General features: G+C 34.0%; 21 protein-coding genes. 20 read left to right on the top strand and 1 reads right to left on the bottom strand.

What is annotated here, in order from left to right:
* Positions 1 to 123: 123 nt before the first annotated feature.
* Complete coding sequence (locus AZF04_RS04605; RefSeq protein ID WP_061947747.1) at positions 124 to 762, bottom strand: YigZ family protein; 639 nt, start codon at positions 760 to 762, stop codon at positions 124 to 126.
* Positions 763 to 1,220: 458 nt separating this feature from the next.
* Between AZF04_RS04605 and AZF04_RS04610 the strand changes: the two genes are divergently transcribed.
* From AZF04_RS04610 to AZF04_RS04705, 20 genes are all read left to right on the top strand, one after another.
* A complete protein-coding gene (locus AZF04_RS04610; protein ID WP_061947748.1) occupies positions 1,221 to 2,360 on the top strand; it encodes a sensor histidine kinase in 1,140 nt (379 codons plus the stop codon).
* Positions 2,361 to 2,458: 98 nt separating this feature from the next.
* A complete protein-coding gene (locus AZF04_RS04615) occupies positions 2,459 to 3,166 on the top strand; it encodes a response regulator (protein WP_061947749.1) in 708 nt (235 codons plus the stop codon).
* A gap of 322 nt (positions 3,167 to 3,488) precedes the next feature.
* Positions 3,489 to 3,692 (top strand): hypothetical protein, encoded by a 204-nt coding sequence (locus tag AZF04_RS20925; RefSeq protein ID WP_153017209.1) that lies wholly within the window; start codon positions 3,489 to 3,491, stop codon positions 3,690 to 3,692.
* A gap of 195 nt (positions 3,693 to 3,887) precedes the next feature.
* Positions 3,888 to 4,742 (top strand): DegV family protein, encoded by an 855-nt coding sequence (locus AZF04_RS04625; RefSeq protein ID WP_061947751.1) that lies wholly within the window; start codon positions 3,888 to 3,890, stop codon positions 4,740 to 4,742.
* Positions 4,743 to 5,093: 351 nt separating this feature from the next.
* Positions 5,094 to 6,425 carry a DEAD/DEAH box helicase gene (locus tag AZF04_RS04630; RefSeq protein ID WP_061947752.1) on the top strand — a complete coding sequence of 444 codons (1,332 nt, stop codon included), beginning with the start codon at positions 5,094 to 5,096 and terminating at the stop codon, positions 6,423 to 6,425.
* Positions 6,422 to 7,129 carry a ComF family protein gene (locus AZF04_RS04635; RefSeq protein ID WP_153017210.1) on the top strand — a complete coding sequence of 236 codons (708 nt, stop codon included), beginning with the start codon at positions 6,422 to 6,424 and terminating at the stop codon, positions 7,127 to 7,129. The genes AZF04_RS04630 and AZF04_RS04635 overlap by 4 nt, the downstream gene beginning before the upstream one ends.
* Positions 7,130 to 7,167: 38 nt before the next feature.
* Positions 7,168 to 7,602 (top strand): TIGR03826 family flagellar region protein, encoded by a 435-nt coding sequence (locus AZF04_RS04640; RefSeq protein WP_061947754.1) that lies wholly within the window; start codon positions 7,168 to 7,170, stop codon positions 7,600 to 7,602.
* A gap of 85 nt (positions 7,603 to 7,687) precedes the next feature.
* On the top strand, positions 7,688 to 7,954 hold the full coding sequence (flgM, locus tag AZF04_RS04645) for a flagellar biosynthesis anti-sigma factor FlgM (protein ID WP_061947755.1): 267 nt from the start codon (positions 7,688 to 7,690) through the stop codon (positions 7,952 to 7,954).
* 15 nt (positions 7,955 to 7,969) lie between these two features.
* Entirely contained in the window at positions 7,970 to 8,467 is a 498-nt protein-coding gene (locus tag AZF04_RS04650) for a flagellar protein FlgN (protein WP_061947756.1), read from the top strand.
* Between the two features lie 14 nt (positions 8,468 to 8,481).
* On the top strand, positions 8,482 to 10,110 hold the full coding sequence (gene flgK, locus AZF04_RS04655) for a flagellar hook-associated protein FlgK (protein ID WP_061947757.1): 1,629 nt from the start codon (positions 8,482 to 8,484) through the stop codon (positions 10,108 to 10,110).
* Positions 10,111 to 10,124: 14 nt separating this feature from the next.
* On the top strand, positions 10,125 to 11,306 hold the full coding sequence (gene flgL / locus AZF04_RS04660) for a flagellar hook-associated protein FlgL (protein WP_061947758.1): 1,182 nt from the start codon (positions 10,125 to 10,127) through the stop codon (positions 11,304 to 11,306).
* Positions 11,307 to 11,617: 311 nt separating this feature from the next.
* Positions 11,618 to 12,199 carry a DUF6470 family protein gene (locus AZF04_RS04665; protein WP_061947759.1) on the top strand — a complete coding sequence of 194 codons (582 nt, stop codon included), beginning with the start codon at positions 11,618 to 11,620 and terminating at the stop codon, positions 12,197 to 12,199.
* Between the two features lie 111 nt (positions 12,200 to 12,310).
* Positions 12,311 to 12,757 (top strand): flagellar assembly protein FliW, encoded by a 447-nt coding sequence (fliW, locus tag AZF04_RS04670; protein WP_061947760.1) that lies wholly within the window; start codon positions 12,311 to 12,313, stop codon positions 12,755 to 12,757.
* A gap of 1 nt (position 12,758) precedes the next feature.
* Positions 12,759 to 12,983, top strand: a complete 225-nt coding sequence (gene csrA / locus AZF04_RS04675; RefSeq protein WP_045489497.1) for a carbon storage regulator CsrA — start codon at positions 12,759 to 12,761, stop codon at positions 12,981 to 12,983.
* Positions 12,984 to 13,805: 822 nt separating this feature from the next.
* Positions 13,806 to 14,426 (top strand): response regulator transcription factor, encoded by a 621-nt coding sequence (locus tag AZF04_RS04680; RefSeq protein ID WP_061947761.1) that lies wholly within the window; start codon positions 13,806 to 13,808, stop codon positions 14,424 to 14,426.
* A 362-nt stretch (positions 14,427 to 14,788) separates the two neighbouring features.
* On the top strand, positions 14,789 to 15,736 hold the full coding sequence (locus tag AZF04_RS04685; RefSeq protein ID WP_061947762.1) for a flagellin N-terminal helical domain-containing protein: 948 nt from the start codon (positions 14,789 to 14,791) through the stop codon (positions 15,734 to 15,736).
* A gap of 138 nt (positions 15,737 to 15,874) precedes the next feature.
* Positions 15,875 to 16,483 (top strand): hypothetical protein, encoded by a 609-nt coding sequence (locus AZF04_RS04690; protein WP_061947763.1) that lies wholly within the window; start codon positions 15,875 to 15,877, stop codon positions 16,481 to 16,483.
* A gap of 19 nt (positions 16,484 to 16,502) precedes the next feature.
* Entirely contained in the window at positions 16,503 to 17,510 is a 1,008-nt protein-coding gene (locus AZF04_RS04695; RefSeq protein ID WP_061947764.1) for a UDP-N-acetylglucosamine 4,6-dehydratase family protein, read from the top strand.
* A gap of 11 nt (positions 17,511 to 17,521) precedes the next feature.
* Entirely contained in the window at positions 17,522 to 20,359 is a 2,838-nt protein-coding gene (locus tag AZF04_RS04700) for a 6-hydroxymethylpterin diphosphokinase MptE-like protein (RefSeq protein WP_153017211.1), read from the top strand.
* Positions 20,360 to 20,375: 16 nt separating this feature from the next.
* Positions 20,376 to 21,464, top strand: a complete 1,089-nt coding sequence (locus AZF04_RS04705) for an FkbM family methyltransferase (RefSeq protein WP_061947766.1) — start codon at positions 20,376 to 20,378, stop codon at positions 21,462 to 21,464.
* Positions 21,465 to 21,474: the final 10 nt, after the last annotated feature.

The following is a 21,474-nucleotide window of genomic DNA, read 5'->3' on the forward strand; positions in this document are numbered from 1 at the left end:
ATCGTATCCAAACGAAACTAAATAACCAGTCGCCAATAGATTATCGACAACTGATTATTTAAAAAGGTGTTTTACCCTGTCTCAAAAACGGGGGTCACTCCCTTTTCACCTGCCTTGGCTTTTTTAATTGATAAAATCTGATTCTAAATAAACCGATTCTGAAACGTTTATTTTAGCTTGACCATTTGTCAATTCGGTCATCCAGTTATTAAAGGAATCCACATCTAAATTTGGGACGTAGACTCTTACAATGACTTCATCTAAATAATCAATCTCTTTTAAAGGAAAGCTGGAATTTCGTAATTCATTTTCGACTTTCCCTAACCAATGGTAATCTATCGAACAAGAAACAACCTGCATTAAGGTTCTTTTGACTACACCTACTTGTGAGAGCCCATTACTTACTGCCCCCCCATAAGCACGGATAAGTCCACCTGCCCCAAGCTTTATACCGCCAAAATATCGAGTTACGACCACAACTGTATCTTTTAATTGCTGTTTTTTTAGAACCTCTAACATAGGAACTCCTGCAGTTCCACTAGGTTCTCCATCATCATTTGCTTTCTGAATTAAATCCTGCTCTCCGATTAAATAGCAGGAGCAATTGTGATTGGCATTCCAATGCTTCTTTTTTATTTTCTCTATAAAAGTTTGAGCTTCCTCTTCGGTAGTTGCACGAGAAAAATGAGCAATAAACCTCGATTTCTGTATAACTAGTTCATGTTCACCATAACCTTTGACTGTTTTATATTCTTCGAGCATTGAATCACCTGCTTTTTCATAGTTTTACAAGAATCCGAAATCAACATGTAACAAATGTTTGGTAGGATAAGCTTGTTGGTTATTAGAAATGGTAATGTCAAAACACAAAACAGACCAATAGAGCTTTTTATGTTTAGGATTATAGTAGTAGATATTTTTTGAGAAGTTTATTTTTAAATGATAAGAAGTATACATTTCATTAAAACAAGGTATTTTACTTTTGACAAGTACCGTGACTTGGATCAAAATGACAATCGTTCCTTTATCACACTCATTAAGTATGAGGAAAATGAGTTATTAGCAAATTTATATGAAATAAACCTTTAAACGAGATAGGATTTTCTTATTTTTTGTTGTAATATAAGGTATAGTAAAATGTCTTTAAAGGGGAAGATAGTTAAAAGGGATTCATCCGTGACCTTTGACTGGTTTTTGAATGGAAAAGTGGGTGAAAAGACTTGAGTGGACAAACGGTACTTGAAGATATTATTGAAAAGACGATACATACTGTAGGGCAGAGTCGCGAGCAAATTTTTGAAATTAGCGAAAAGTCTAGACAAGAATATGTATCTCTGCAGAAACAGCTTCTAGAAATTCGTTTGAAGGTGACTCGTGTAATTGAAAAAACGGATAAAACAGAATTATATGCAAGATATGCTAGAAATCGTTTAGCAGAAGTGAGCAAAAATTTTGAGCAATATAATACAAAAGAAGTTCAGGCTGTTTATGAGCAAGCGAATAACTATCAAGTGGAATTAGCCATACTGAGACAAGAAGAGGTGCAGCTAAGAGAAAGAAGAGACAGCATTGAACGAAGACTGGTTGATTTAGATGATACTGTTGAAAGAGCCGAACAGCTAGCAAGTCAAATGTCAGTCGTGTTTAATTTTTTATCACAGGATTTAAAACATGTAGGTGAAGTGATCCAAAGTGCTAAGGAAAAACAAGCGTTTGGATTGAAAATTATTGAAGCACAGGAAGCGGAGAGAAAGAGGCTTTCTCGTGAAATACATGATGGTCCTGCACAAATGATGGCAAATGTCATGCTTCGCTCTGAATTAATCGAGCGAATTTATAAAGAAGAGGGAATGGATGAAGCGCTAAAAGAAATACGATCTCTAAAGGAAATGGTTCGTTCATCATTAGCTGAAGTAAGAAGAATTATTTATGACCTTAGACCAATGGCTCTCGATGATTTAGGTTTAATGCCAACTTTAACAAAATATTTAAAGAGCTTCGAGGAGCATTATCAAGTCATTGTAAGTTTTAAGGCGATTGGCAAAGAACAGAAGCTACCCAAAGAATTTGAAGTCGCCATGTTTCGGTTAATTCAAGAAGGAGTTCAAAATGCATGTAAGCATGCTGAACCGACACAAATTCAAGTGAAAATTGAATTTCAGCAGGCGAAAATTATCTTAGTTGTAAAAGATAATGGAAAAGGATTTGATCCTGATTCCAAAAAAGAGGGTTCCTTCGGTTTAATGGGAATGAAAGAAAGAGTTAGTATGTTAAAAGGAGATTTAAATATCCAATCTCAGCTTAATGTAGGAACCACACTACTCGTGCAAATTCCTTTTGTACCAGAGGGTATAGCATAATCTTCAGATAAATGATTAAAGAACTATTTTAACTAATTATAATCCAAATTTTAACAATAAAATTTAATGAATACCGTATATACGGAGAGGTGACTGTAATGACTGAAACTGAAAGAAATAATATAAGAATTGTATTAATTGATGACCACCAGCTATTTCGTGAAGGTGTAAAAAGAATATTAGCGATGGAGAGTGACTTTGAAATTGTAGCAGATGGTGAGGATGGCTCTCAAGCAATTGATTTAGTAGAAGAATATAATCCAGATGTCATTCTTATGGATATTAATATGCCTAATGTGAATGGCGTGGAGGCAACAAAGGATTTAGTTGAAAAATTTCCAGATGTTAAAGTATTAATTTTATCGATTCATGATGATGAATCTTATGTCACTCATGTTTTAAAAACCGGAGCTGCTGGATACTTATTAAAAGAGATGGATGCAGATGCCTTAATTGAGGCTGTGAAGGTTGTAGCTTCAGGTGGTGCTTACATTCATCCGAAGGTAACACATAACTTAATTAAAGAATATCGTCGTCTTGCTACAGAAGATGATGAGCATGAAGAGTCTATCGGCTATCGCGAGGTTGAATACCGCAAACCACTTCATATCCTTACAAGACGTGAATGTGAAGTCTTACAGTTAATGACAGATGGCCAAAGCAACAGAGCCATCGGTGAAACGTTATTCATTAGTGAAAAAACAGTTAAAAACCACGTGAGTAATATCCTTCAAAAAATGAATGTTAATGACCGTACTCAAGCTGTCGTTGAAGCTATTAAAAGCGGATACGTAGTCGTTCGTTAATAAATAAAAAAAGCCTATCTATAAAATAGCTAATCACAGCCATTTTATAAGTTAGGTTTTTTTAATTCAAAAGGAAAAGTTCTATTGACCGGTAAAGCAGAGATATGGGAAAGAAGAATTGAAAGAGGAAGTTCTATTGAACGGGAAAAGGCGCCATATCAGGAAAGTGGTCAAAAGGAGAAGTTCTATTCACATGAAAAGGAAGCCACACTAGGAAAACGGCCGAAAAGAAGAGTGTTATTCATCCGAAAAAGGAGCCGGACCAGGAAAGTGGTCGAAAAGAAGAGCCCTATTCGCCCGAAAAGGAAGTCGCATAAGGAAAGTGGGCGAAAAGAAGAGCTCAATTCACCCGAATAAAATAAATTCGACAAGAAGCAGTCTAAAGGAAGCTGTCATTAAGCCTGAAATAACAGCCTCATTATTGAAAAGGTCAAAAGGGGAAGCTCTATTCACCTACAAAGAACGCGAGCAACAAACTGGTCAAAAAAAGTCCTCTATTAATCGGCAAATCGGACCGGCAAGATGACAAAGTCAAATAGCAAAGCTCGTCTTCCTTTATCTAACCTATAAGAACAAGCTTATTAATTAAAAGAACTGGTTATTTAGTCTTGAAACTCTCTGCAATTCAAGGTAAATTAAAGTGAGAGACTTTTATAGCTAACGGATATTGATTTAGCATCTGTAATAAAATATGTAATAGAAAAGTGAGGAACATAATAAGATGAGAAAAGTAGCGATAGTGACAGATAGTACGGCTTATCTTCCGAAAGAACTACGCGATCAACTTGGTATTCATATGGTTCCGTTAAACGTTGTTTTTGGACAAGACTCTTATCAAGAGGAAACAGATTTAACAACTGATGAATTTTACGAAAAGATGAAGCAAATTCGTGATTTACCTACAACATCGCAGCCAGCGATTGGTCAATTCGTCGAATTATTTGAAGCGCTTTCTAAAGAAGGCTATGAGCAAGTGATTTCTATTCATTTGTCTAGTAAAATTAGTGGAACCTATCAGTCAGCTGTAGCAGCAGGCGAAATGGTGGAAAGTATTGAAGTGTTTGGCTACGATACAGCGATTAGCTGTTCGCCCCAAGCTCAGGTTGTATTAGAGGCAGTTCGTTTAGCTGATGAAGGAAAAGAAGCAAAGGAAATTATTGAGCATTTAGATAAAATCAGAGAAACGCTTAGAGCTTATTTTGTCGTGGATGATTTAAACCATCTTCATCGTGGAGGTCGTCTAAATACGGCTCAGCTTTTCGTTGGAAACTTACTAAAAATCAAGCCGATACTTCATTTAGTTGATGGGAAAATTGTTCCACTTGAAAAAGTAAGAACGGAAAAAAAGGCCTTTGCGCGTATTAAGACTATGCTTGAAAGTGAAGTTTCTCAAGGCGGTAAGTTTCATGTAACGATCATTCATGCGAACTGTGAAAACGAAGCAAAGAGGTTAATCGATGATTTTAAAGCTAGCTTTCCAGATGTAGCCTTTGAATTAAGCTATTTTGGACCAGTCATTGGAACTCACCTTGGACAAGGAAGTATTGGTGTCACTTGGCACAGAGCAGTTGAATAAATAAACGTTTACGGCATTTTTACTTAATTTATACTATTACTGAAGATCGTTTAAACCATTCTAGGAGAGGGGAAAACGATCTTTTATTTATTTTCATTTATGTAAATTCTATTTGTAAAAATCTAACCCTCATTGATTTTTTTATACCCCCATAAATTTTATTTTCTTTAAGTCAACGTGAATATTCAGGCCTATACCACGCCTTATTAATATTGCACCTAATTTTCAATCGTTTTCATGACCTCACAAAGCTACGGATTGTAATGTTTCAATTTCTTCGCTTGCATTTCTTCTTAAAACTAAAAAGTCCAACTAAAAACTTATCTAAAAAATAATAAAGGAGCGTATGAAATGAAAAATGATATTTCCTATTTAATGGGGAAATTTCTACTACGAAGGGAATTACCATTAAACGAGGAAGAGATTGCAGAGTTGCTTACTAATGAATGTATTTCGAGGGTTGCTGCTATCCAAAAAATAAAAAAAAGACTCACATGTACTCGATGTCATAATCAAAAAGCTCATTTATTTTCTTCTCATTATTGCATAACTTGTCGTAAGCATTGTGAGTATTGTCGTCATTGCTTATCATTAGGTAAAGTAAAAAGCTGTGATTTTTTATATTTTTGGAATGGACCCACACAACAGAGAGTAAAACAAAATCATACATTAAATTGGTCAGGACAGTTATCTCGAGGTCAACAAGTAGCATCTAATGCCATTGTTGAAACCATTAAAGGCTTTCAAAAGCATTTGATTTGGGCCGTTTGCGGAGCGGGTAAAACAGAGATGATTTTCCATGGTATAGAAAAAGCCTTTGAAAATGGACTTAGAGTGCTGCTTGCTACTCCACGAACGGATGTTGTGAAGGAGCTCGAGCCAAGATTTAGACAAGTGTTTCCTTCGATTGAAATAGCGGCTTTATATGGTGGCAGTAAGGATAAAGATAGGAATGCAAGCTTTGTATTAGCAACAACACATCAAGTTTTGCGATATAAAGAGGCATTTGATGTAGTCATTGTAGATGAAGTGGATGCTTTTCCTTATAACTATGACCAAAGCTTGAAATATGCAGTAGAGAGGGCAAAAAAAGAAAGAGCAGCACTTATCCTTCTAAGTGCAACTCCGGAGCGAAGATTAGTTAATCAATATGGAAATTACTTGACAAAAATTCCCAGAAGATTTCACGGCCACGCTTTACCAGTGCCAACCATGAATTGGGTCGGAGATTGGAAAAAACAAATTCGAAGGCAAAAGCTCCCCAAAAAGCTTCATGAATGGTTAACAATTCATGAACAGCCTATATTATTATTTGTACCGACTATTTATTATTTAGAAAAGGTTTCAAATGCATTAAATCGAAATGATATTAAACATCAAGCCGTACATGCTTCTTCCAAAAATCGCCACCATGCCGTTGATGATTTTAGAAAAGGATTATGTTCAGTATTAGTAACGACAACGATTTTAGAGAGAGGGATTACGATTTCTAATGTGGCAGTAGCTATTTTAGGAGCAGAAAATGAAGTGTTTAATGAAGCGGCCCTCGTTCAAATATCAGGAAGAGTAGGACGAGACCCTCAATATCCTAATGGAGATATATGCTATTTTCATTATGGTAAAACAAGAGCCATGGTTCGTTCGGTTAAGCAAATACAAGAAATGAATCAAGAGAAGATATGAGTATTTGTTTATTCTGTCATCATCATTACATCGAAAAACCGAGTTGGAGTAAAATTTTTTCTAATAATAAAAGCGAATCCATTTGTCAGCACTGCTTATCCAATCTGAAAAAATTAGAGGGGAATCGTTGCACCAAGTGCTCGAGAATCTTACTTAAGGAATACAGTGATGTTCCAATATGCTATGACTGTAACAGATGGGAGAAAAATCAACTTACCCAATCATTAATTGTGCGTAATTATTCACTGTATCGATACAATTCCTTTCTAAAAGAGATATTAGCTACTTTTAAATATAGAGGTGATACAATTATAGCAAGCTACTTTTCGCAGAAATTATTCGATACTTATCAAGCGTTTTTTTCAAATGCTTATGTGATTTGTATCCCTTTAAGTAAAGAAAGATTACATGAAAGAGGTTTTAATCAGGCTGAACTGCTAGTTGAAGGCTGGCCTAATAAAGAGTACGTTCATTTATTAATGAAAAATGAGCGAAGTAAACAAAGTAAAAAATCAAGAAGGTTGAGATTGCAGTCCTTTCAAGATAATCCCTTCTTTATTGAAAAGCAAAATATAGACTTATCGTTAAACAATATTGTATTAGTGGACGATATTTATACTACAGGTACAACGATTAGACAAGCAGCTATCGTTTTAAAACAAGCAGGAGCAAACCAAATATTTTCGATAACCATTGCAAGATAATGGCGACAAAATAGATCCTTTTTAGGGGTGCAAACAATATGAGTAGACTAAATCAAGTAAATAATTGTCCTAAGTGTGGAGCGTTATTTGTAAAAGCATTAAGATCATTATGTAACGCGTGTTATAAAGAGCAAGAAGACTGTTATGATCGTGTAAGCCGTTTTATGAGAAAAAAGCATAATAGAATGGCTACGATTCAGGAAGTACATGAAAAAACAGAAGTATCGCTAGAATTAATCCAACAATTTGTGCGTGAGGGAAGAATATTAGTCAGTCAGTTCCCAAATCTCGCCTATCCATGTGAATCGTGCGGTCAGCTTATTCAACAAGGGCGAATTTGTGGCAGTTGTAAAACGCAAATTACTGGCGGTTTAGAAAAAATAGATAGAGAAAAAGAATTCAAAAATCAACTCAAAAAAAATGAGTCAGAACAAAATCGCACCTATCGCTCGATCAGTTTTGATAGGGATTAAGAATCATTTTTGTAAGATAGTTAAATGAAAAGAAAGTAATGTCCGATATATAAGGTAATAGCAGTCGTATGTGGAGGTGAAGTAAGTGGAAATTAATCCATATCATAGAATGAGTAATCATCCTTATCAGCAAAAGCAATTAAAAATAGAACATTTACAAAGTAAGCATAAGAAAAGGGATCAGCTTGAAATTTCTTCCGAGGCATTAGAAATGCAAAAAGCGAATCCATTAGTGGAAGCTCGACAAAAAAAGGTGGAAGAATTAAGAAAACAAGTAGAGAGTGGAGAATATAAAGTACATCCTGAAAAAGTGGCTCAGGCCTTTTATGATTATTGGAATGAAAATGATTAAGCGAGGTTTAGTGTTATGACTTTTGAAAAAGTGAAACTCGTCTTACAGCAGTTAATTGATGTACATGAAACATTGTATCAATTGGCTAAGAAAAAAAGTATCATGATTACAAAAAATCAAATGCCTGAGCTAGAATGGTTACTTCGTGAAGAAACTAAGAGTGTTCAAAAGCTTCGTATGATTGACTCTATTAGAGAAAGAGAAGTAACGGCCCTTTTAAACAATAAGGGTTACAAAGGGAACGAGCCTATATTAGCGGAATTATTAAAAGTTGTGAGTGAAGAAGAGAAAGAGAGCTTATTGAACCTTCAAGAAGAGCTTTTGGAGAAAATGACACTCTTAAGGAAGAAAAATCAACATAATCAGGAGCTACTAGAAGAGTCCATTAATTTTGTCCATTTTTCTTTAGAACTTTTATCTCCACAACTGTCTGACCATCATTATCATCCTGATCATGATGTGGATCAGGAGCAAAATAGTAGGACTTCATCGGTTTTTGATTCGAAAGCATAACGAGGAGGAAAGGTATGTTATCAACTTTTCAGGGTTTAGAAACAGCTAGGCGTGCTCTTATGACACAGCAGCAAGCTCTATATACGACTGGGCATAACTTAGCAAATGCGAATACAGCAGGTTATACAAGACAGCGTGTTAATTTCGCTACAACGGAAGCGTTCCCAAGTGCAGGGATGAATAGTCCTTATATTCCAGGTTATATTGGTACAGGTGTAAAGGCTGGTTCCATCCAAAGAGTGCGAGATTCGTTTTTAGATGTTCAATTTCGTAATGAAAATAATAAATCAGGTTACTGGAATGAGCGTTATTTAGCTTTTGAAAAGATGGAGTCTATTATGAATGAGCCATCTGAACATAATTTAAATAAGCAATTAGATAATTTTTGGAGCTCTTTTCAAGATTTAATGGCAAATCCTGCTGAAGCAGGAGAACGTACGGTTGTTCGTGAACAAGGTCAGGCTCTTGCAGATACTTTTAATTATATTTATAGCTCATTAACGCAAATCCGTGATGATTATGAAAATCAAATGGAAGTTTCAATGAAAGACTTAAACTCTTTATTTTCACAATTAAATAATGTGAATAAACAAATTCGAGAAGCTGAACCTCACGGCTATGTCACAAATGACTTGTATGATGAGCAGGACCGATTATTAGATCAAATTTCTCAACATGTAAAAATATCAACGGAACGAGTAGAAAGTAGTGGACAGCCGAATGCTGTAGCAGAGGGAGCCGTTACCGTATATATAGTCGGAGCAAATGGTGAAAAAATGCAGGTCATTGATGGCGCTAATTCAGATTCACGTCAGGAAATTTCCTATGAATTTAATGATGATGGTTTTGTTTCTGGCATCAATATTGGTGATACATTTGTTGAGTACGGAGATATGCCAAGTGGAGCGATAAAGGGACTAGCTGAAGCCTTTGGTTTTCGTGATGGAGAAGGTATCTATCCGGAGATGCTCGCATCTTTAGATGAAATGGTCACTCAGTTCGCTACGAGATTAAATGAGATTCATCAATTAGGGTTTACACTCCCAGATGTAAATGGAGATGTTGAACAAGGAGGACTCTTTTTTGAATTTGACCCATCGAATCCCGCTGCTACATTAAAGGTTTCTAATGAGATTATAGAAAATCTTGATAAAATTGCCGCAGCTGGTGTTAATAAGGATGCATTAGTCGATAAAGAAGAGTATGAACGGCTTTATAATGAAGCTTTAGAGACCGGGAATTTTGATGAATTAATTGAATTTCTTGGGGATGATAATCAATTCATTGTCGGAGCTCCTAAGGCTTTTCCAGGTGACGCCAAAAATGCCGGTCTTTTAGCTGATGTCAAAAAAATGATGCTTAATTTTACTGGGAAATCTGCGACAGTAGAAAGCTTTTATCAAAGCTTAATCGGTAAAATGGCAGTGGATACAAAAGAGTCTCAGAATATGCTTGATAATTCCACACGATTAAAATTGAATGTCGATTATAATCGACAATCGGTTAGTAATGTATCTTTAGATGAAGAAATGACCATGCTCATTCAATTTCAGCATGCTTATAATGCAGCAGCAAGAAATATCACAGTGGTTGATGAAATGTTAGATATTATAGTGAATAGAATGGGTCTTGTTGGTAGATAAGAGGAGGAAATGAGATGCGCGTAACACAGACAATGATTTCGCAAAATTCTTTGAGGAGTATTAATCAAAGCTATAGTCAATTATCAAGACTTTTTGAACAAATGTCGACGCAAAAGAAAATTACTCGTGCCTCCCAAGATCCTGTTGTTGCTATGAAAGGGATGCTATATCGTACTCAAGTTCATGAGGTTGAACAATTTAAAAGAAATTTAAGTGAAGTTTACAATTGGATGGATTCTACAGATTCTGCCCTCGATGAAGCGACAGAAGCATTAAAAAGAATAAGAGAAATTGCTACACAAGCCGCTAATGATTCTTATGATGCTAGTGAACGTGCTAATATAGCTAAAGAAGTAAAACAATTAAGAGAGCACCTTGAATCCATCGCTAATACTCAAGTTGGAAATAAATATATATTTAATGGGACAAATACGACCGCACCTCCTCTGATTGATTCATCTTCTATTAACCGACCTATCTCAGAGCTAATCTCAGGAGAAGTTGAGGCTTCGAATGTACAAATTGTCCATGGAGGTCGTGTATTTGAGCTCGTTTCTGAGGATGCGGCGACTGGTGATTTAATTTTTCAAGATGTTAGACAGATTGGAAATCCATCCGTAGACGATGAGGATGATTTCGCCGAACGTGCCATTACTTTAACGTTATCATCTGATGGTGAAAATATCACTTATTCAGGATTTGAAGAGGACGGTTCCAGAAGAACGATCGATGTAAGAGAAAATGATATCGTGATTGCAGATAAGAATGCGATTTCAGCTAATTCACAACCGATAGAGATAGAGCTTTTGAATGGTGTCAAAATTCAAGTTAATTTAGATCCTCAAGATATCTTTAATAATGCTTTATTCGGTGATATTATCCGTTTAGAGCAAGCTCTAGAAGATGGAGCGGTAACAGGTGAAGAGCTCAAAAAATATATTGATGAAATTTATAATCATATTGACCATTTTGTCACGCAAAGAGCAGAAATTGGAGCAAGGACAAATCGTGTCGAGATGATGGAAAATCGTATTATGCAACAGGAAGTTACGGCAAAAAAAATCATGTCTGATAATGAGGACGTTGATATGGAGAAGGTTATTATCGACCTTGTGACACAGGAGAGTATTCATACCGCGGCCCTTGCTGCTGGAGCAAGAATTATGCAGCCTTCATTGTTAGACTTTCTAAGATAATAGATAAGGCTATGCCAAAGCTGTTTTTAAATAATCTAATGTACTAAAAAATACACAATCAACAAACGGGACCTTTCTTCTTTTGATTAGAAGGAAGGTTTTGCAACATTCGAAGAAACTCTATGAATACTTAAACTGGTGAACACAAGTCACGAAGAGTCCAGTGGGATATAATGGCTATAGCTAAATCCACTTTTTTAAAAAGTTATTTTGGCAGCTCCCCACTGGCAGTGGATTGTCAATCACTGATGCACTTTACATCTACGGAGTTTCTGATTATTAAAAAAAGTAATAAATAAGGAGTGGCTTATATGAATTTTCCACGTCTTCATATAAATCAACAAAATGCTAGTATTGCTATAAATAAATATGAACCTCCTGTCCAAATTAAACAACATTCCGCAAATATGCAAATTGACCAAAGGCGTGGAGATTATGTTAGAATGCACTCTACTTCAAGTCAATTATTCATTGATCAATCCTTAGCCTTTGCAGATGCTCACTTAAAATCTCCTTTAAATATGGCTTCGGAATATTATCAGAAAATGACGAGCTCTGTATTTTCCTTTATATCAAAAAAAATTAATGAAGGGAAACAACTTGCTGCTATTGAAAATGGAAGAAATGCCTTTTCGGATATAGCTAAGGCGGCTAATCAGCCACCTATGAAAAAAAGTAATATCACCTATATGCCAAAATCAATGGATCGAGTAAAATTTGACTTTGTCCCAGGGACCGTTCACTTTAATGTGCCGAGTGGGGAAATCGATGTCTATGTGCAGAGAAGAGACCCGGAAATATTTTTTCCTAAATGGAAATCTGATGTATATGTAAAGCAAAAAAATCAAATTGCGTTTGAAGTAATCGGAGCAAATATAAATAAAGGGCTATAGTCCAATCAGGAATCTAGTATATATGTTAGAATGAGGGTATATCTAGTACTTAAAGGTTATACGAATCAGAATTATTTTAGAGATTATGAATGAAAGCGAGTTGAGTTCACAATGGACATTTCAACTAAATATAATGGTATGATCTCAGTTGAAGAAGAGCAATTCTTTCATTTTGAGAGTGGTCTTCCTGCTTTTGAAGATGAACATGTCTTTGTTCTATTACCATTAGAAGAAGGAGCACCTTTTTTTGTTCTTCAATCAATTAAGTCAAAAGAGGTTGCTTTTATATGTGTAGAACCCTTTAACTATGTAGCCGAGTATAAAGTTGAATTGCCCGACAGTCTTTTAAAGTCACTTTGCATTAATAGTCAAGAAGAAGTAGCGATTCTAGTATTATTGACTATAAAGGAGCCTTTTCAAGATTCAACAGCTAATCTTCAAGCTCCTATCGTACTTAATGCACAAAATAAGCTCGGGAAACAATTTGTTATAAATGAATCAGCCTATCAAACCAAACAAGCTATTTTCAAGGAAATGGCTGTTAAAGGGGGAGAATAGGATGCTAGTATTAACGAGAAAAACGAATGAGGCAATCACAATTGGAGAGGACATTGAAATAACGATTCTAAGTATTCATGGTGATCAAGTGAAAATTGGAATTAATGCTCCAAAGAAAATAGACATTCATCGTAAAGAGGTTTTTATAGCCATTAAAGAAGAAAATCATGAAGCCGTCAAAACGGTATCTTTAGATAGTTTAAAAAACTTTATTCGTAAATCTTAAATAAAGCTACACTTTTGGAGTTCCTTGAACTTTAAAGGTGTAGTTTTTTTATTAGAAAATTTGATTAAATTTAAATTCTATCATATTAAGGTTACTAAGTCCTATATATTTGATTAGAAAAGAAATAGTTAGTTAAAATGACACCTCTGATATTAACCCATTTATATGAATATCGGTATTTCTACCAATTTACATATAAAAAATAGTTTTATATGATAATAATTAATGATAGGTTTAGCCATATATATAATTCTTTCATTTTCTGATGATACAAGTCCAAAGTAAGAAAATAATCAATTTTTTCCTTATTATCATCCAACTATTAATGGATCTCAACTACTTTCATTACTTATAAAACCCTAATTACTAACAGCAAACAGCGACAAAATTCATGTTTTTTCGATATGGAAATGTTCGTTTTAACAGATTTATAGTTATTTGTACCTAAAATATTAGATTATTAATAATTTTAGGTGAACCCTGTAACAACGCTGTTTTTTATAAAAAGATTGAAAATTCTGTAAAAATATTCTAAATAAAAATATTATTAAATTAATGAATTCATACGAATTGAGTTTAAAATTTACATAAAATGTAAAAAAATAATAAACTCCACTTGGTAAATTGAAAAAATGTTCGATATTAAGAATTTATTAGGTCTATCTATCTATGAAAAAGACCTATTCACACTAAAACTTGTTAGTAGTACATTCATATTAATAAGTTAGCATTCTATTCGTATTCCGAAATACTTTCTTTGTCATATGGTGAAAAAATAAGTACATATAAACTTTATTTTAGAATAATAAGGAGAGATGGCTAATGGATTCGGTACAGTCCTTACGCGAACGTCATATTACCATAATTTGTAGCGATAGAACATTAAAAACAAAGCTATATTCAGAGTTTATTCATGAATCCATCGAGTCAATTCAACTAGTATGTCACCAGAATTTGTCGCAAGTCATTGAACAAATTAGATTGGAGCCAAATGAACAATTATACGTAATTTTGTATGAGGAGCAAAAGCCGATTGTGCAAAAATTACTTTTAAAGTTTACGAATGTTCATCTGTTTGAGTATACTGAATGTTTTTCGAAGCTTATACAAAAAATGCACGCTGCAAAATCGTATCAACAATTCATTGATCAAGCCTATCAGCATGATGTGCTGAAAATTGTCCAAAAACATTCGAATCTGGAGCCAGAGGTCGAGCTTTTTAGTTTAACGCCAAAAGCGAGAGAGATTTTTACAGAGACAGAGAGTCAAGTGATTAAATTAATGATTGAAGGATTATCCATTAAAGAGATTGCTGAGAAAATTTACTTATCACCTTATACCGTCACTGGTTATGTGGAAGCAATCAAAAGAAAACTGAAAGTATCGAGTAAATTACAATTAATTAATAGAATGTTTAAACACGGATATGTAAATCGTGGTTAAGATAAAGCACCCTCTAATTTTGAGGGTGTTATTTAGTTTACAAAAACTAAGACTTACTAACCATACCCTTTTAGAGAATTATGAAACATTTCATCATAATGAGATAGTCATTAAGTAATAGTAGAGCCAGAAATGAACGGAAATATCCTGTTAAAAGTTGATTTTAGTTATATAGAGTGCTAATAGTCCTAAAAATAATAAAAAAATTTTAAAAAAGACTAAACATGTAAAAAAGTCGGTCGATATAAATAGTGTAGTGAAGGCTAGAGACGAGGCCGGCGTTTCTAAACGGAACTATTAATAAATTATAGAATCCAATCACAAGGATGTGAGCGGAGCAAACTCAAGGAGGAAATAAGAATATGATTATTAATAACAACATTCCAGCTATGAATACGTACCGTCAAATGGGTATTAACCAAAATGCTGGACAATCAGCAATGGAAAAATTATCTTCAGGTCTTCGTATCAACCGTGCAGGAGACGATGCAGCAGGTCTTGCAATCTCTGAAAAAATGCGTGCGCAAGTTCGTGGTTTAGACCAAGCTTCTCGTAACGCTCAAGACGGTATCTCTATGATTCAAACAGCTGAAGGTGCTTTACAAGAAACTCATGAGATTTTACAACGTATGCGTGAGCTTGCAACACAAGCATCGAACGATACTTACACAGATCGTGATAGAGCTGAAATCCAAAAGGAAATCAACGATTTAACTTCAGAAATCAACCGTATTTCTAACACAACTGAGTTCAATACTAAGAACTTACTTAGTGGTGGAGCAGGTGCTACTGCTACTTTCCAAATTGGTGCTAACAACGGTCAAAGCATGACAATTGAAATTGAAAACATGAGTGCTGAAGCTTTAGGCTTAACTGGTACTGCTGGTGCAGCTACTACGGTAGGTTCTTCAGTAACTACACTAATTAGTGGTGCTGCTGTAACTGGTGCTAATTATGCTGCTGCTAACGGTGTAACAAATGGTACTGATAATACTGAGATTGCTGCTGGTTTAAGTGTTGGAAGCCATGCTGATGCGACAGCTGCGATTGAAGTAATCAACAATGCAATCGAAACGGTATCTGCTCAACGTTCTACATTAGGTTCTTTCCAAAACCGTTTAGAGCACACAATTTCTAACCTTGATAACTCTGCTGAAAATCTACAAGCTGCAGAATCTCGTATTCGTGACGTAGATATGGCGAAAGAAGTTATGGAAATGACTCGTGCGAATATCCTTGGTCAAGCTTCTCAAGCAATGCTTGCACAAGCTAACCAACAACCACAAGCAGTTCTTCAACTTCTTGGTTAATTTTACCTTTATTATTGAAACCATCAATTCCATTTTATGGGGTTGGTGGTTTCTTTTTTATGCGACTTTTTTAACTAAAGAAGATGTCGCTTTATGACGATATATAGGTAAGAAAAGATTAAAATTTGGAGGAAGTTTATGAAATTAACCGTAAATGCAAAAAACTATCAATATGATAATGATATACAAGTATTAAATGATATGTCAGCAAAAATTAATCAAGAAATAGAAGATAGTGGCTTATTTTTTAGTCATTTTTTAATAGATGGTGAGCTCGTATACGAAGGCTATGAGGATTATTTTATTCAACATATTCAGACCATTCATTCGGTAGAAGTAATTCTATTATCCACAAAGGAAATGCTTAATGGACTTTTACTTTCTTTTGAACAGTATTTAGCCAATGCTTCTCCTGAGGTCAATCAATTAGTTCAGGATTTTTATCAAAATCCAACAGCTGAGTCATGGCTGCAATTCGAAAGGCTTTTGGAAGGAATTCAATGGATTGCCGAGGTTGTAACAACGATTGATAAGCATGAGAACGATATTAAATCCTGGGATGAATATTTAAAGGGGATTGCTCAATTACAGGTTGAATTACAGCAGCTGATGGAAGCCCTTGAAAATAAAGATTCTGTTCTTTTGGCAGATATTCTACAATACGAAATCATCCCTATTTTTGATTTACTGAAGAAGTTAACGACAGAAACCATTGATGAGCAATTCGAACGTAAAGGAATTAGCTAATAAAAGGTTGTGAAATAAAATGAGTGATTATCAAAATAAAAAAATATTAATTATTGGTGGAACTGGAACGATCGGACAATACCTATTAGAAGAGTTATTATTGCATTCTCCAGAGGTCATACGAATATTTAGCCGAGATGAATATAAACAGTTTGAATTAAGTCAAAAGTATCGTGAATTTAAAAATATTCGTTATTTAATTGGAGATATTCGTGATGAAAAAAGGTTAATTCGTGCTATGGAGGATATTGACTATGTCTTTCATTTAGCCGCTATGAAGCATGTTCCTGCATGTGAATATAATCCACTTGAAGCGGTTAAAACGAATATTATTGGGACTCAAAATGTTATACAGGCAGCCCTTGAGAACAATGTGAAAAGAGTGCTTTTTACTAGCTCAGATAAAGCTATTTCGCCAACAAATGTATATGGATCGACTAAGTTAACAGCAGAACGTTTAATCGCAGCAGCAGATTATCAGAAGGGCTCAAAAAAGACGATATTTTCCTCTGTTCGCTTTGGTAATGTAATGGGCTCGCGTGGATCTGTTATTCCTCTTTTCAAAAAACAAATACTAAATCACCGTGAAATTACCGTGACGGATGGTAAAATGCTACGTTATATGATGACACCTAGCCAAGCGATCCAATTAATCTTAAAAGCAAATAAGAGAGCGAAAGGTGGAGAGGTATTTGTTCTTAAAATGCCTGTTCTCAAAATTGGTGATTTAGCAGAAGTGATCATTGAAGAAGTAAGAAAACAATATTCAATTCGAGAAGAAATTAATATAAAAGAAATTGGAATACGACCGGGTGAAAAAAATTACGAGGAATTGATGACAGATGATGAGGTTTTAATTGCGATTGAGTCAGAAGATATGTACACGATATTACCTCACCATGAGCAAGGGGCTTATCAAAAGCAATGGAAGCAAGCACAGAAAGTAGAGAAACCATATCCAAAAGAAGAGGATGCTATATCAAAGAATAAGATAAGCAAGTGGTTTCAAGAAGAAAACATACTGTAGAGGCGGTTGTTATGATAAAAGAACAGAATGTAAAGTTTCTAAGTAGGAATTTCCCCCAGTTCAATTCACTACTTGAACAAGAAAAAATAAGTACATTTAATCATTTTGAAGTAGTGAATTCTAAATCTGGCCTACCAACGATTCAATATGTAGATAGTAATCAAAAACAATATATACATAGTGCTTATCATCCAGAGAGAGAAGCAAAACAGTTAATTGAAAGCTACAAAAAGGAACTTGGAGTAATAGAAAAGTATGAGCATGTGCTTTTTTATGGATGTGGATTTGGTTATCATATTGAAGCTTTTCAAAAAGAATACCCACACTTGACTTATACGATTATTGAACCAGATGTAACTGTGTTCCAATTATTTATTGAACAAAATCTTTTTAGAAATGTCATAAAGAAAAGTCGTAATCTCTTCATTTCAAATCAAGCAAATCAAGAGCAAGAATTAGAGCAGTTTCTTGCAAATAATCAAGTACTAACTAAAAAAACACTTATCATAGCCCATCCAGCCTATCAAAGAATATGGGCAAAGAAATACGAGCAATTTTTAGAAATTAGTAAAAAATCTTTACAGAATTATTCGTTAAATTTGTATACAACGAACAAGTATAGTAGTCGTTGGGTAATGAATAGTTTAATGAATTTACCAGAGACATTAAAAACTCCAAATATATTAGACGCTAGCTATAAAAGATTTTTTGATGGTGTACCAATGCTAATTGTTTCAGCAGGACCTTCCTTAAAATATGAGTATGAAAACCTTAAGAAAATAAAAGAAAAAGGAATGGCATACATATTTGCTGTAGGTTCAGCTAATAAAGCGTTATTGAAAGAGGGAATTGTACCGGATGCTATATGTACGTATGATCCTCAAGAAGTTAATCAATATGCATTTGATGAGCTTAATAGACAGACTGAGTTAAACATTCCCTTAATTTATGGGACGAGCGTAGGATTCGAAACGGTTGAAAGATACAAAGGTCCTAAGCTTCATGTAATTACGAATCAAGATTCGATTACACCATATTATTTGTATCCGAAAAACGCTTCTATTGATGTAATTGAAGATGCTCCTACAATAGCAAGTATAACGCTTCAATTAGCAGCGAAACTCAGAGCAAATCCAATTGTGTTAGTAGGGCAAAATCTTGGGTATCTTGATGAGGAAATTTATGCCAAAGGAATTAAAACGGAAGAGCAAACAAAACGATTAGAAGAAAACATGAAGCTAGAAAAAGGAGAGAATGTTACATTAAATGTTGTTGGTAAAGAAATGAAAACATCCCTTTCCTTTTTAACTATGAAGCAGAGCTTAGAGTATTATATATCGACCTATTCTGATAGAAAGGTTATTAATACGACTATTGGTGGTGCAAAAATAGAAGGTGCTGATTACGTCCCCTTATCTAATTTAATGGACACTGTATTTACTAATAGTAAGAAGAAAAACTTTTTTGAGGATATTGATTTATCAATAGAAAACAAAGTTGAGCAACAAGTTATTAACAAGGTTAGAAACATGGAAGCCTCAATTAGTGAGTATTATAAACTTTCAAGAAAAATTGAAAATTGGATAATGGAACATAAAAATGGTGACTCGTTACTAGATAATACGGTATTACATAAACTAACTAAGTCATTACATGCCCTTTTTCAACTCGACTTTCTATATGTTTACTTACGACCATTAGAAAGAGTGCTTTTTGATAACTTAATAAAAAAAGTTCAAAGATTTGAAAAAGGTGAAGGGCCTTTAGATGAAATACTTGAGGAAATCATCATATTTCTAAGGAAATGTGAAAAAAAGATAGAGGGTATACATCATAGTATTGAGCTAGTTCATCAGCAAATAATATCTAAGAATACTAAGGAAACAAAATTATATAGAAGTTATGATGGAGTCTTTTTTTATCAAGGTAACTGGGAAAGAATGATATCTCCTATTAGTTTAAGTGCTAGAGATAGTTTAGGCTTTCAAATTTCAGAAGGGATAAATGATGAAATATTCTTTGTTTTTGAAGGTGACAAGTTAGAGCTTTTATTTTTAGAAGATAAACATAATCCAATAGAAATAAATGTATATATTGACCATAATAAAAAGCATTACACAAAAAAATATACAAATTTTAACCTTAATAAAAATGAACTTAGTTTGAGCATTAATAATCTTGACTACGGTAAGCACAATTTACGAATTCAAAAACGTAGTAAAGGCTCTTTTGCGTTTAAGGGTGTAAAAACAGATGGAGCTCTTTACCATATTGACGAAGTGCAAAACTATGAAGATTTAAAGATTGGTAAAAGAATTCGTTGGGATTATTCTGCTTCTTATAATGAAGCCGGGATTTTCAATCCCTCAGATAAGTCAAAAGCTCATTTCATTCCACCTTGGTCAGCAATCGAACCGAATGGCTCGTTTTATTTTATTATGGTCGATGAATTGGAAGGACAGAAACTATTAATTTCAGACCGGAATATACAAAAAGAAATTGCATTCGGAAAAATAAAATCTGGTTTTGAAATAAACTCTGTCAAACCATTTTTAGAATTAAGGGATCATATTAAAGCTGACGTAAGGCCAATAACAAGTAATCATAATGAGGATATTAAAAATAGTGAGTGGGATAAATATATTGTGAATTCTACATATTCAAATTATACCATTCCAGGGGATAATGAATTGTGGAATTGGGAAGATGTGGGGACTGTTTGTTTAACGAGTGATTACAAAGATATTATCGGGAGAGGGAAATCAACAGTCAATTATGGCTCCTTATCTAAATTGTCAAAGGATAAGATTTATAAAACAGGTGGAATAAGAGTAGTTTTAACCATATAAAGGAGCTGGAGAGTATATGACTAGAAATATTGTTTTCTTTGGAGCCTCTTTAAAAGGGAAAGAAATGTTAGATGTATTATTAAAAAATGTGGATGAAAACTATCAATTTTTATTCTTTGTAGATAACGATCAAGAAAAATGGGGACAGAAAATACGCGGTTATGAAATAAAAAAACCAAGTGAATTACATTTAATTAATCGAAAAGATTTACTAATTTTTATTTCTAGCATGTATCAAGAAGAGATTGCAGAACAATTACGAAATATGAATTTTATTGAAAATCAACAATTTTTTGCTGGGAGAACAGATGGAAGTAGTTTTCCTGTAACATTAACTTTTTCACAGGATAAGCAATTAGTTGTCAATTTAGCAGAAAAAAGAGGGTTCAAATTATTTATTAATAAGTATTTTAATTCTGAAATGACTAAATTCAGTAGAGTACAAGCAAATTTAAATCAATTTTGGGTAAAAACAGTTGAAGAATTTATACCTACAGTCGTGGTGGATGTCGGACTTAATTATGGAGAAGGCTTATTTTCAACAATCTATAAAGAACCAGTTGATATAATTGGAATAGAACCGAACCCTTATTTAATCGATTTTATTAGAAATTCTATAGAGCTACATCCTAATAAGAATAATATAAACGTTGTAGAAGCAATTGCATCAAATGGTTATAATGAAAAGTTGGAATTTTTTGTTAATGAACAATCGGGCTTATCTGGATTAGTGGCACAAAATCAAGGAATAAAAGAGATCATATACGTTCAATCAATAAAATTAGACGATATTTTATTAAAAAAAGGAAGTATTGATAGATTACTTTTTAAAATTGATGTTGAAGGGCATGAACCCTATGTTTTAGAAGGTATGAGTAAAACGATTTCAAGTTCTAAAGAGGCTATCGGATTTGTTGAATTCGATTCAAAATTTTTAGACAAGCAAGGTATTAATATTCAAGAGTACCTTAACTTTCTATTCAAGTGGTTTCTAGTTGAAATTTATCAAGATAGGGTAAGAACAAGTATCTCAAAAGAAGGCTTGTTGAATTTAACAAAAATGAAAAAACATTTACATACTGATTTAGTTTTGATAAAAAAATAAAGCGGTGAAT

The sequence above is a fragment of the Alkalihalobacillus trypoxylicola genome (assembly GCF_001590785.1).
In the GTDB taxonomy this organism is placed as follows: Bacteria; Bacillota; Bacilli; order Bacillales; family Bacillaceae_D; genus Alkalihalobacillus; species Alkalihalobacillus trypoxylicola.